At 65.5% G+C, this 12,957-nt stretch carries 10 protein-coding genes and 1 pseudogene; 5 read left to right on the top strand and 6 right to left on the bottom strand.

Translation table 11 applies throughout. The features are described from left to right. Nucleotides 1-2 precede the first annotated feature (2 nt). Nucleotides 3-1,220, bottom strand: a complete 1,218-nt coding sequence (locus VZ068_RS14355) for a nucleoside permease (protein WP_349655669.1) — start codon at nt 1,218-1,220, stop codon at nt 3-5. A 26-nt stretch (nt 1,221-1,246) separates the two neighbouring features. Next, complete coding sequence (locus VZ068_RS14350) at nt 1,247-2,299, bottom strand: sugar phosphate isomerase/epimerase family protein (RefSeq protein WP_259161271.1); 1,053 nt, start codon at nt 2,297-2,299, stop codon at nt 1,247-1,249. A 95-nt stretch (nt 2,300-2,394) separates the two neighbouring features. On the opposite strand from VZ068_RS14350, the gene VZ068_RS14345 reads away from it, so the two are divergent. Beyond that, a complete protein-coding gene (locus tag VZ068_RS14345) occupies nt 2,395-3,405 on the top strand; it encodes a LacI family DNA-binding transcriptional regulator (RefSeq protein ID WP_349655668.1) in 1,011 nt (336 codons plus the stop codon). Between the two features lie 555 nt (nt 3,406-3,960). Here the strand turns inward: VZ068_RS14345 and VZ068_RS14340 are convergent. Beyond that, on the bottom strand, nt 3,961-4,950 hold the full coding sequence (locus tag VZ068_RS14340) for an NADPH:quinone oxidoreductase family protein (RefSeq protein WP_259151699.1): 990 nt from the start codon (nt 4,948-4,950) through the stop codon (nt 3,961-3,963). Between the two features lie 45 nt (nt 4,951-4,995). Next, nucleotides 4,996-5,805 (bottom strand): oxidoreductase, encoded by an 810-nt coding sequence (locus tag VZ068_RS14335; protein WP_259151696.1) that lies wholly within the window; start codon nt 5,803-5,805, stop codon nt 4,996-4,998. A gap of 152 nt (nt 5,806-5,957) precedes the next feature. Between VZ068_RS14335 and VZ068_RS14330 the strand changes: the two genes are divergently transcribed. Beyond that, a complete protein-coding gene (locus tag VZ068_RS14330; RefSeq protein WP_349657715.1) occupies nt 5,958-6,539 on the top strand; it encodes a TetR/AcrR family transcriptional regulator in 582 nt (193 codons plus the stop codon). A 166-nt stretch (nt 6,540-6,705) separates the two neighbouring features. Here the strand turns inward: VZ068_RS14330 and VZ068_RS14325 are convergent. Together VZ068_RS14325 and VZ068_RS14320 are read right to left on the bottom strand one after the other, a co-directional pair. After that, nucleotides 6,706-7,001 (bottom strand): annotated as a pseudogene (locus VZ068_RS14325) (diguanylate cyclase); the annotation flags it as partial. 72 nt (nt 7,002-7,073) lie between these two features. Then, complete coding sequence (locus tag VZ068_RS14320) at nt 7,074-9,524, bottom strand: mechanosensitive ion channel domain-containing protein (RefSeq protein WP_349655667.1); 2,451 nt, start codon at nt 9,522-9,524, stop codon at nt 7,074-7,076. Between the two features lie 438 nt (nt 9,525-9,962). Between VZ068_RS14320 and VZ068_RS14315 the strand changes: the two genes are divergently transcribed. From VZ068_RS14315 to VZ068_RS14305, 3 genes are all read left to right on the top strand, one after another. Then, complete coding sequence (locus VZ068_RS14315; RefSeq protein ID WP_349655666.1) at nt 9,963-10,970, top strand: NAD(P)-dependent alcohol dehydrogenase; 1,008 nt, start codon at nt 9,963-9,965, stop codon at nt 10,968-10,970. A 398-nt stretch (nt 10,971-11,368) separates the two neighbouring features. Further along, nucleotides 11,369-12,010 (top strand): aldehyde dehydrogenase iron-sulfur subunit PaoA, encoded by a 642-nt coding sequence (gene paoA, locus VZ068_RS14310; RefSeq protein WP_349655665.1) that lies wholly within the window; start codon nt 11,369-11,371, stop codon nt 12,008-12,010. Continuing rightward, nucleotides 12,007-12,957, top strand: coding sequence for a xanthine dehydrogenase family protein subunit M (locus tag VZ068_RS14305; protein ID WP_259161261.1), 951 nt, complete (start codon nt 12,007-12,009; stop codon nt 12,955-12,957). Before paoA ends, VZ068_RS14305 begins: the two co-directional genes overlap by 4 nt.

Genomic DNA, 12,957 nt, shown 5'->3' with positions numbered 1-12,957 from the left:
TCTCAGCGTGTGGAGGGGATGGCCGCGGCGACCGGCCGGTCGCGGAACAGCAGCAGGAAGGCGACCAGCACGACCAGCGCCACGCCTGCCGGGAACAGCCAGATCTGCTGCCAGTCCGGGCCCGCCGCCGTGGTGTAGTGCTCGACCACCGCACCGGACAGGAACGTGCCGATCAGCATGCCCACGCCGTAGGTGGCAAGGGTGATGAAGCCCTGCGCGCTGCTGCGCGCGGCGGGGCCGGCATGCGCATCGGTGTAGATCTGGCCGGTGACGAAGAAGAAGTCGTAACAGATGCCATGCAGCACGATACCGATCACCAGCAAGGAAAAACCGCCGCCCGCATCGCCAAAGGCGAACATCGCGTAGCGCAGCACCCACGCCGCCATTCCCAGCGCCAGCATCGTCTTGACCCCCAGCCGCACGAACAGGAACGGCATGGCCAGCATCAACAGCACTTCGGACACCTGGCCCAGCGATTGCAGGCCGGCCGCGCCGCGCACGCCCAGATCGTTGAGATACGGGTTGGTGAAGTTGTAGTAGAACGCCAGCGGGATGCAGATGGCGATCGAGGCCAGGAAGAACACCAGATAGGAGCGCGACTTCAGCAGCCGCAGCGAGTCCAGTCCCAGCATCTGTCCCAGCCCGGCGTCGCGCTGTTGCGCCAGCGGCGGGGTGTGCGGCAGGGTGAAGGCATACAGGCCCAGGGCGAGCGATGCCAGCGCCGCCATCCGGAACGTCAGTTCGAGCCGGTGTGCCTGTTCCCAGCCCAGCCAGCCGATCAGCACGCCCGCCACGATCCAGCCGACGCTGCCGGCCACCCGCACGGGCGGGAACTGTTTTTCAGGCGCTTGCATGTGCCGCATCGCCACGCTGTTGACCAGTGCCAGCGTCGGCATGAACAGCAGCATGTACAGCATGACGCAGGCGGAGAACATGCCGAAGCTCGTCGCCGTGGACGCCAGCCACATGAGCACCGCGCCGGCGAGGTGCAGCACCGCGAGGATGCGCTGCGCGGCGAAGTAGCGGTCCGCGACCAGGCCGACCAGGAACGGCGCCACGATGGCGCCGATGGACTGGCTGAGGAAGGCCGTCGCCACCTGGCTCGCGCTGGCCTGCAGGGGGCCCTGCACCAGGTAGGTGCCCAGGGTCACGAACCATGCTCCCCAGATGAAGAACTGCAGAAACATCATCGCGCCCAAGCGCGACATGGTGTGCCTCATGGCTTGCCCTCCCAGGCGGTATTGGCTCAGATCCCCAGCATGCGGCGCAGCGATGGCGGATCGGCGCCGCTGTCGGCGAAGTCGTCGAAGGCGCGTTCGGTCACGCGGATGATGTGGTCGCGGATGAACGCGGCACCCTCGCGTGCGCCGTCTTCCGGATGCTTCAGGCAGCACTCCCACTCCAGCACCGCCCAGCCCGGGAAATCGTATTGCGCGAACTTCGAGAAGATCGCCTTGAAGTCGATCTGGCCGTCGCCGAGCGAACGGAACCGCCCCGGACGATCGATCCAGTCCTGGTAGCCGCCGTAGACGCCGCTGTGCGCACTGGCGCGATACTCCGCGTCCTTGACGTGGAAGATGCCGATGCGGGCGTGATACCGGTCGATGAAGCCCAGGTAGTCCATCTGCTGCAGCAGCAGGTGGCTGGGGTCGTACAGGATCTTGGCGCGTGGATGGTGGTCCACCACATCGAGAAAGCGCTCGAAGGTCGCGCCGTCGTGCAGGTCCTCGCCTGGGTGGATCTCGAAGCACAGGTCCACGCCGCAGGCGTCGAAGGCATCCAGGATCGGGCGCCAGCGGCGGCCGAGTTCGGCGAAGGCTTCGTCCACCAGCCCCGGCGGGCGTTGCGGCCAAGGGTAGAAGTAGGGCCAGGCCAGCGCGCCGGAGAACGTGGCATGTGCCGTCAGCCCCAGGCGCTGGCTGGCCCTGGCCGCCAACAGCAGTTGTTCAACTGCCCAGGCCTGGCGGGCGGCGGGATCGCCGCGCTTGTCCGACGGTGCGAATCCGTCGAACAACTGATCGTAGGCGGGGTGGACGGCAACCAGCTGCCCCTGCAAGTGGGTCGACAACTCGGTGACCTGCAGGCCGTACCCGGCCAACATGCCGGCGACGTCGTCGCAGTACGCCTGGCTCTGCGCAGCCTGGGCCAGATCGAACAGGTGGGGCGCGCTGGTCGGCACTTGTACGCCAGAATAGCCCAGCCCTGCAGCCCAACCGGCCAGTGTGTCCAAGCGATTGAAGGGAGGTGTGTCGGCGATGAACTGTGCCAGGAACAGCGCCGGACCCTTGAGCGTCTTCAACGTGATTCGCCCTCATGCAATCGATTGAATCATCCTAGCATGGGCCACCCGCAAGACCCGTTGTGCGCTGCACAGCGGAAAGAAGAACCGAGCTCATGGCAACAACCATCTACGACATCGCAAAGCACGTCGGCGTCACCGCCGGCACGGTGTCGCGGGCGCTTTCCCGGCCGGAAAAGGTCTTGCCGGCTACGCGCACGCGCATCGAGCAGGCCGCCGCCGCGCTGGGCTATGTCCCTAACACGGTGGCCAGGACGCTCAAGACCCAGCGCAGCGGCAAGCTCCTGGTCACCGTCCCGGACATCGCCAATCCCTTCTTCGCCCAGATCCTGCAGGGCGCGGAGGACGCGGCGCAGGCCGTCGGCTACGCCGTCCTGCTAGGCGATACCCAACACCAGCCCGATCGCGAGGAGCGCTACGCACAGATGCTCCGACGTAACGAGGCAGACGGCCTGATCGTGCTGGGGCACGGCCTTCCGCCGACGGCGCGTGAGATCGTCAAGCAGCTGGGCGCCGCTGCGCCGGTGGTCAACGGCTGCGAGTTCGACCCGGCGCTGGGCATCCCCAGCGTCCACATCGACAACGCGGCCGCCGCGCGCGCCATGATGGAACACCTGTATGGACTGGGGCACGAGCGCGTCGCCGTAGTGGGCGGTCCGCCCGACAATCCGCTGCACCAGCAGCGACTGGAAGGGGCCCGGGCCTCCGGCAAGGCACGCGGCCGTCTGCGCAACCTGAGCGTCGTGCCGGGCGACTTCTCCGTAGAATCCGGCCATGCGGCTGCGATGGCGCTATTGGCGCGTACGCCCGCGCCGACCGCGATCTTCTGCTTCAGCGATCAAATGGCGTTGGGCGCCCTGGCCGCCTGCCGGGACCTGGGCATCCGCGTGCCTGATGCGCTGTCCATTGTCGGCTTCGACGACCTGGCGTCGTCGAGTTACCTCACGCCGCCATTGACGACCATTCGGCAACCCATGCGGGAGATCGGTGTCCGCGCGGTCAACCTGCTGCTCGCCATCATCGAAAGGGTGGACGTGCCGCTTCAACAGACGCTGGATTTCAGTTTGATGTTGCGTGGATCCACTGCTGCCCCCAAGGGTAGGTGACCGCAGGCGTGGGGCAACCGCGACCGTTGGCGCAGATCCCGCAAGCGCCCCGGATTCCATCCGCCTTCTTGACCGACTTCCTGCAGTCGGTTGATATCCCTGCCGGCGGTTGTTTGCGCCCCCTCGGGGTCAAACCATTCCAGGCCACGTACTCGGGTATCCGGTAGATGTGCACAGCCGTTCTGATCATCAGCAACGTTGAAACAGATCAACCCCGCTAACCCTTCGCGCCTGCTGGGTTTTTTTTATATGCAGGCCGTGGCGGCCTGATGTGCGGGCGCGCGCTTCCAGCTGCAGAGACTGTCGACGCTGGACGTCGACGCTCGGGTTTGCCCAGGCAGCGGCGCCGAGACGCTGCAGATGCGCAACGCGCACCAGGACGGTGTCGCCTGGTAGCACGTTCGGCAGTGCGGCGCCGCTGGTCGGGCGGTTGGATGCTCTTGTCCTGGTGTCGACTGGGCTGGATCCTCAGGCGTTCGAGGAGTTTCTCAGGTCGCAGGTTCACCCAATGCAGCATTGAATGCCGGCATTTGCTGTTTCAGTTCCGGTATCGACTCAAGCCTCGACCCAGGGTTGCAGCACCACTTTGCCAGTCGTCTGGCGGCTTTCCAGCAGCCGATGCGCCTGGGCCGCCTGTGACAATGGCAGCACGGTGTTGACTTGCAATGCAAGTTGTCCGGACAGGATCAAGCCCATGATTTCCGTCAGCGTGGACTGGATCAGTTGCGGGAACGCCAGGTAGCTACCCACATAGAAACTGGTCAGCGTGTGGTTGGGAACGATCAACTGCCATGGGTCGATCAGGGCGGTGTTGCCGCTGGATTGGCCGACGAAGATCAGGCGCCCGAACGGCGCCAGGGCCTTGAACGCCTCGGCGACGTTGTCGCCGCCAGCGATTTCGACGATGACGTCCACACCCTTGCCATCGGTCAGGGCACGGACCTGTTCGGCCCAGTCGGCAGCGGTGTAGTCCACCGCCGCGTCAGCGCCCAACCGGATCGCCATGTCCCGCTTTTCCTGCGTGCTGGCTGCGGCGATGACCTTGCCGGCGCCATAGAGTTTGGCCAGCTGCACCGCGAGGGAGCCCAGGCCGCCGGCCGCGCCTTCGATCAGCACGGTTTCACCTGGCGCCAGCCGCGCGGCATTGCGCAACACCAGCGCGGCGGTCAACCCGTTGGCCATCACGGCCGCGGCCTGGACCGCCGGCACGCCATCGGGCAGCGGCACCACGATCGCCTCCGGCACACAGATGTACTGCGCGTAGCCGCCGGCGCCAGGTGTTGCCAGTACCGACATGCCGGCTTGCAGCGAAGTCACCGCCTTGCCGACCGCAACGATCGTGCCGGCAACTTCCGCGCCCAGAATGAAGGGCGCTGGCGACGGCTCGGGATAATCGTCTCCCCGGCGTCGCATGACGTCGGCGAAGTTGAGGCCGGTCGCTTCGATCCGGATCAGCACCTCGTGGTCCTGCGGCGTCGGATCGGGAACGTCCTCGTAGATCAGGACATCGGCGTCGCCGGTCTGGTGAAATCGAACAGCTTTCATGTCACATCCTTCATGTCGTGGATTGATGGGCCTGATGCCCGGGAATTACGCCAGTCCGAACTGCTTGTGCAGCACCTTGTCGAACAACGCGCGAGGCAGGAACCGACGGGCGAATGCGCCTTGTCTTGCGTCCTTGCCGGACGCGTAGCGCAACTGCGGACGCTGCTCGCGTGCGGCCAGGACGATGGTGTCGGCGACGCTCTCGGCGGTGGCCGCGACGGCAATCGCGCTTTCGTATGCCGCCCGATACTTGGCGCGGAGCGCGTCGTAATCGGCCAGTGGCCGATCCGACCAGACGGTGCTGGTCTCGAATGCGGTGCGGGTCGCGCCCGGCTCGATCACCACCACCCGCACACCGAACCCGCGCACTTCGTGGTCGAGGGATTCGGAATATCCCTCCAGCGCATGTTTGGTGGCCGAGTAATAGGCGTTGAATGGCGCAGGGATCAGACCCAGGCCTGAGCCGACATTGAGGATGCGTCCGCTCCCCTGCTTGCGCATGAGGGGCAAGACCGCGTTGGTGACGCGGACCACGCCGTAGAAGTTGGTTTCGAACAGCGAGCGGACCTGTTCGATCGAGCTTTCTTCCGCCGCACCCTGGACACCGACGCCGGCATTGTTGACCAGCAAATCCAGACGGCCTTCGCGCTGCTGCAGCTCGGCGATCGCAGCGGCGACCGACACGTCATCGGTCACGTCCAGCGCCAGCAGCGGAAACGCCGCCTGGCCGGCTCCCGCACCGCGCCGGCTGGTGCCATAGACCGTATAGCCGGCGGCGAGGAGTTGCCGGGCAGCCGCTTCGCCGATGCCCGAGGAAGCGCCGGTGACCAGCGCCACAGGTTTATGTGTCTTCATGAAGTGTCCTTGGTGAGGTGAGGCGGCGGTGGTCGACGGATGGCGTTCGACCGTGTGGATTTATGATGTCGACCGAACTCAAAAATGTCAACAACTTTGATTGTGGTCGACATCAATGTAAATTGACGGCCTGCCGTCGACCCTGGAACACAATGAAAATCACCAAAGCGCAATCGCTGGAGAACCGGGCCCGCATCGTCGAAACGGCCTCCGCGTTGTTCCGTGAACGTGGCTACGACGGGGTGAGCGTGGCCGATCTGATGGCTGCCGCCGGGCTCACCCAGGGCGGCTTCTACAAGCATTTCGGCTCCAAGGCCGACCTGATCGCCGAGACGGCCCAGCACGGGCTTGAACAGATCTCCCGCCAGGTGGAGGGGTTGGAGATCCGGGACTTCATCAACTTCTACGTCTCAAGAACGCATAGAGACGGCAGGAGCGATGGCTGCACCATGGCGGCGCTCAGTGGCGACGCGGCGCGTCAGTCGGTGGAGATCAAGGCGACGTTCGCAGCCGGACTCGAACGGATGCTGGCGACCGTCGAACGCGAAGGCGTGCTGCCTGATGCTGGGTCGCAGGCCAGTGTCCGGGCGAAAACGCTCGACATGTTCGCGCACATGCTGGGCGCGGTCGTCCTGTCGCGTGCGTGCCCGGACGATGCACCGCTGGCGGATGAAATCCTGCTCGCCTGTCGCACGCAGCTGCTTGCGGCGCTTGACCCCGCTGGCGGCGAGTAGCCTGTGGCTCCACGCTCCGCGCAATGCCCCGACGCGTTTGCATCGGCCGATCGGCCCACGCGCAACGCCTTGCCGCACACGTGATGGCGAACGCCGTTGCGCGGTGACCCGGCGCAAGCGTGTCCAACACGCTTCCGCGTCTGTGGCGGCCTAGAAAGCCCGCCATGTACAGCTTGAAGTGGTCGACATCGATCATCAGCACCGACAACTGCGTCTGCAGGCGTCCTGCCTGCTGCAGTGCCTGCGACAGGCGATGGTCGAGTGCACGCCGGTTCGCGATGCCGCTCAGCGCATCCCCCAGGCCTGCGCGCTGAGCCTTGCCTCGTTGCGATGCATGCGGCGCAATTGCAGATCCAGCCAGAGGCCGATCACCGGCAACACGGCAGATCCGAGCATGGCGATCACCACCGGCTGACGTACCGACTGCCGCCACGGTCGGGCGACGATGTCTCTACGCGAAAGGCGCGCCACTCGCTCGTATCGAACGCAGGTCCGCGATCGACGCGCTCGATTGCCGTGGCGAAGGCGCGATGATCAGAGCGTGGTCCGCGACGGCGGCGGATAGACCTCCGCTGCGGCATGCGCCAGGCCGATGCCGCGCGCGGTCAGCGTCTCGTAGATGCGCCCGACCAGCGTGCTGCGGATGGCGCCGGCATTGTCGTATTCCAGTGTCCAGGCGCGCACGATGAATTCCATCGCCACGTTGCCCATGCTGTCGAACAGCACGATCGGTACGGGTGTGGCCGCGACGCCCTCGGTGGTGCGCGCCACGTCGATCAGCAGGGCTTCCACCTCTGTTGGCGCGTTGCCATAAGCCACGGCGACACGTACTTCCAGCCGGCGGTTGCGATCGAAGAGCGTCCAGTTGACCAGTTGCTGGGAGATCATTTGACCATTCGGCACCACGACACTCGCACCGTCGAACGTCGACAGCCGGGTCGCGCGCATGCCGATGTCGCGCACCCGGCCAGTGGTCCCTCCGACCTCGACCACGTCGCCAGGTTGGAATGGCCGCTCGAAGATCAGCACCAGGCCAGAGACGAAATTGTTGACCACGTTCTGCAGGCCCAGCCCGATGCCCACGCCCAGGGCGCCAAGCACCAAGGTCAGCTGGCTGGTCTTGAAGCCGGCCGCCGACAGCGCTCCAATCAGGCCGAGCATCAATACCGCGTAATAGCTCAACGAGGCGATGCTGTTGGCGACACCATGCGGCAATGACAGCCGCGACAGCACTTCGCCATCGAGCACCAGGCGTACCGTCTTGGCGAGCCAGAAGGCGATCACCACGCTGAGTGCGAACAGCAACACATGACCCAGGCTCACGCGCAGATCCCCAAGCGCCCAGCTGTGTCCCAGCAACGCCGACAGCGAGTCGTCGACCGGGGTCAGCACACGGAAGCGATCCAGCGCGTAGACGATCCAACCGACGACGGCCGCGGCCGTCAGCAGTTTGAGCAATCGCTGCACCGCGGGGCCCGCATGCTCGCGTGCGAGCCGGAAGCGTGCTACGCCGGGGCGCTTCAGGAGCAGCTGGACCCAGGTTGCCAGGACGGTCATGCCGGCGGCGAGCAGCAGGGCGAAATACAGGCTGTCGATGACGCCGCCGGTCAATGTCTCTGCCAGCGACACGTTGCCGAACGCATTGGCCACCAGTGCCACTCCCAGCAGTACCCCACCGACATGCACTGCGGCGCGCAGTGCATTGCCGAGGCGCCCGTTCTGCGATGCATGACCATGGCGATGTGCGCGCCACAGCAGCCAGCCCGCTGCGGCCAGGCCAAGCAATGTCAGCGAGAAAATATAAAGACGATAGGGGACCGGGCTGGACAGCAAGACGAAGCCCAGCCGCAGCAGCAGAAACAACGCACTGGCCACGTGTGGCGTTATCCCCAGCAGGCGTCGGTGCGAGGTCGGCAGCAACCGCATCACCGGGACGACCGCAATCACCAGCGCCAGCTGATGGGTCAGCATCGGCGCGTCGGGCTGGAAGGCGAAGACGCCGATGACGACGAGCAGCAGCCAGCACGAAATGGGGCGCGAAAGCACGCTCGCCTCGGTCCGGCTGATCTGGCCAGCCTTGATTGGCCCGCGACTGCGCCAGGCGAGCCACAGCAACAACGGGAGCGAACAGCTCAGCAGTGTCTGCAAGGCGCGCCGGCCGACCATCGCATCGCCCTTGACATACTCTTCGGCAAAGCGCGATTCGATTTCCAGGCCGCTGCGCACGGTATCGCTGGTATCGGCCACGGACACGACGCTGGCCGGGGTCAGTTGCCACAGTGGCGGCCCATCCACGCGCAGCAGGCGCGTGTCGTACGCCGCGATCGCCTCTGCGACGCGACGTTGCGCGCTTTCGATGCGCGCGTCCACCGCATTTCCGCGTCGGCCGAGTGCGATCAGCCGTGCCAGCGGATCCGATAATCCCGCTTCGGCCTGGGCCAGGTCGACCACGACCTCGTCCACCCTTTGGCGTAGCGCGATGGGCAGCTCCTGCCCGGATGTTGCGGTCGTCACCCAGGCCTCGCGGCGGGACGCCAGTCCTGCCGCGTCGCTGGCTCGATGCGTGGTTGCGATGGCCAGATCCGACTGCCAGCGCGCCAGTTGGCGTGCCTGGAATCGCCAGTGGCGCGACAGGCTTTCCAGGCGCGGAATCGGCAGCATCCGCATCTCGGCAAAGGTGATGCGCCAGAACGGATCCTCGACCGCGGCTTCGATCCTCGCCAGTCGACGTGCGAACGAGGCAGCAGGTGCGCCGGGCTCTGCATTCGCCTCCAGGGCGCGCTCGGCCAGCCGCTGATCCACGTCGGCCAGTGACGGAATGTCGGCGACATCGATCGCAGTCGGTGCGCCGTTTGCCGCCGTTGGGGTGGACGCGGCAGCACTGGTCGGAGTGATGGCGGCAAGCTGCCATGCGCGCGCGACAACCGGTTGCGCCAGGGCGAGACTCGCCAACACTGCGCATGCAAAGCGGAGGGCAGAAACCATGGCGTTCCGGAAGCCGGCCGTGTAGACGTCGGCAGGTTATCAGCAGCCAAGCAGCGGAGGCATTGCTCGAGTCTGGTTCGGCCGGGCGTCCTCGTGTGGCAGGAGGCAGGGCTGTACGCTGCACCTGCATCGAATGGCTGCGGCAGTGGCGGCAGCCATGCGTCGGCAGATATTCGCAAGGCTTGCCGAAGCTGGTGCCGGGATGGATCGCGGTAATGCGCTGATGGACGTCGCATCTGCAGGGTGACGCCACGTTCCTGCGGCGACTGCACCGGATGAGCTGTCTGGCCGGTCTGGCGCCCGCCGGTTGGTTGCCGTCACCGCGCGCGACTCGGCGAAAAAGACGGCAGCCGACAAGCAAGCCGAAAGCCGGCTCGACTGCATTCGGATAACGCCCGGCGTGTTATCCCAAACGCCGGTCACAGCAAGGAACACCTCATGCGCGCCGTTCGTTTGGCTCATCCTGCAGGCTTGAATGCATTACATGTTGTTGCGCTGCCCGATCCCGGGCAGCCGGCACACGGCCAGATCAGAGTGCGGCTGCATGCCAGCTCGTTGAATTTCCACGACCTCGGCGTGGTATCGGGGCAGATGCCGACGGCCGATGGACGCATTCCGATGTCCGACGGCGCCGGTGTGGTCGAAGCGGTCGGTCCGGACGTCACCGAGTTCGCCGTCGGCGACCATGTGGTGTCGACCTTTTTCCCGCAGTGGCTGGACGGCGAACCGCTGCATGCCGGCTTTGCGACCACGCCGGGCGATGGCGTCGATGGGTATGCACGCAGCGCGGTTGTAGCTGCTGCGCAGGCATTTACACACGCGCCGGCCGGTTACAGCCATGCGCAGGCGGCCACCTTGACCACTGCCGGCGTCACTGCCTGGCGCGCGCTGGTGGCCAATGGCGGCCTGAAGGCGGGCGACACGGTCCTGGTGCTGGGTACCGGCGGTGTGTCGATCTTTGCGCTGCAGTTCGCCAAGGCGATGGGCGCGACCGTGATCGCCACGTCCTCCTCGGACGAGAAGTTGGAAAAGGTCCGCGCACTCGGTGCCGATCACGTCATCAACTATCGGCAGCACGCCGAGTGGTCGCGGCAGGTGCTGGAGATCACCGACGGACGCGGCGTGGACCATGTGGTCGAGGTCGGTGGACCCGGCACGCTGGCACAATCGATCCGTGCCGCGCGGGTGGGCGGGCACATCGCCTTGATCGGCGTGCTGACCGGTGCGGCCGGCCCGATACCGACTGCCGAGATGATGGGACGTCAGCAGCGTCTGCAAGGCCTGGTGGTCGGCAGTCGCCGGCATCAGCAGCAGCTGGTGCGTGCACTGGACAGTCTGTCGCTGCGTCCGGTCATCGACCGCAGCTATGCGCTGGAAGAGATCGGCGAGGCGTTCGCATTGCAGAAGGCCGGTGGGCATCTGGGCAAGATCGTGCTGGAGTTTTGATACCAGCTGACCGGGCGCGCTGGCCTCATGACGCCGGCGCGCCAGGCCAAGCAGGTCTGCAGGTGTTGCTGCCGCAGCACTCGTATCGCGGCTGGTCCAGCGATGTTGCTCTGCAGCGGCTGGTTTGACTTGCGCATCCCGGTCGGCATGTGACCGCGCCCGCAATCGATGCTGCATCGAGCGCGTCATCGCCACGGCGCCATCCAATGACGCCGCACAGTGATGAGTACGTTTCATAGACGCATGCTGCCTCCAACGCCAATGCATGCGCAGGCGACAACTAGAATCGGGCAACCACCGATTGCACCGTTCTCAAGCCCGCACTCACGCGCTTGTGACTGACGGCCCTGCACATTGATAAAGAACTGTATTAGCCAGCATTGTTGGAGATGCCAGCCATGAGAGACATCAAGATGACCCGTCGCGAAGTATTGATCGCTGGCACGGCGTCGGCAGCGAGCGTTGCCGCAACCCACTCGATGGCGGCCACTGCCGTGTCGCAACGGCAGGCGGTGGAGCCGGCCAACGCGTCCAGCCAGGTCGCCTTCGAGGTAAATGGCAAGCCGGTGACGCTGACACTGGATAACCGCACCACCTTGCTTGATGCATTGCGCGAGCACCTGCACTTGACCGGCACCAAAAAGGGCTGCGATCACGGCCAGTGCGGCGCGTGTACGGTCATTGTCGACGGGCAGCGCATGAATTCCTGCCTGTCGCTGGCGGTGATGCATCAGGGCGCAAAGGTCACCACCATTGAAGGCCTGGGCACACCGGACAAACTGCATCCGATGCAGGCGGCCTTCGTCAAACACGATGGGTATCAGTGCGGCTATTGCACACCTGGCCAGATCTGTTCGGCAGTGGCCGTGCTGGATGAAGTCAAGCGCGGCATTCCCAGCCATGTAACCGACGATCTGACCGCCAAGACCCGGCTCACCACGCCGGAACTGCAGGAACGCATGAGCGGCAACATCTGTCGCTGCGGTGCGTATTCCAACATCGTCGAAGCGATCAACGAAGTCGCCGGAGAACGCGCATGAAGGCTTTCAGCTACGAGCGCGCCACCTCGGCGGCAGATGCCGCAGTCAAGGCCGCGCGCCAGCCAGGTGCCAAGTTCATCGCCGGCGGTACCAACCTGCTCGATCTGATGAAGCTGCAGATCGAAACGCCATCGCATCTGATCGATGTCAACGGATTGAATCTGGACACCATCGACGCAACGCCGGAGGGCGGCTTGCGGATCGGTGCGTTGGTACGCAATACCGATCTTGCCGCCGATACGCGGGTTCGCCGCGATTACGCGGTGCTGTCGCGCGCATTGCTGGCGGGTGCGTCCGGCCAGCTGCGCAATCGCGCCACCACGGCCGGCAATCTGCTGCAGCGCACGCGCTGCCCGTATTTTTACGACACCAACCAGCCGTGCAACAAGCGCCTGCCAGGCAGCGGCTGCGCGGCGATCGGCGGCTTCAACCGTCAGCTGGCTGTCATCGGCGCCAGTGACGCCTGCATCGCCACCCATCCCAGCGACATGGCCATCGCCATGCGTGTGCTGGACGCTACGGTGGAAACGGTGCGGCCGGATGGACAGACGCGCGCCGTGCCGCTGGCCGAGTTCTATCGTGCGCCGGGGACCACACCGCATCTGGAAACCGTGCTGGAACGTGGCGAGCTGATCACCGCGGTGACCTTGCCCAAGCCGCTTGGCGGCACGCATGTCTATCGCAAGGTGCGCGACCGCGCGTCGTATGCGTTTGCCCTGGTCTCGGTCGCCGCTGTCGTGCAGCGCGACGGCACCGCGCGCATCGGCGTTGGCGGTGTGGCGCACAAACCATGGCGTAGCGAAGCGGCCGAAGCGCAATCGCGCCAGGGCGCACGCGCCATCGCTTCTGTGCTGCTGGACGGCGCACAGCCCACCGAACACAACGCATTCAAGGTGCCGCTGGTGGAACGCACCTTGACCGCGATCCTGGCCGAGGCGAGGGCCTGA

It is taken from the genome of Xanthomonas sp. 10-10, from assembly GCF_040182365.1.
Lineage (GTDB): Bacteria > Pseudomonadota > Gammaproteobacteria > Xanthomonadales > Xanthomonadaceae > Xanthomonas > Xanthomonas arboricola_F.
This window is presented reverse-complemented; position numbering and strand designations above follow the sequence as displayed.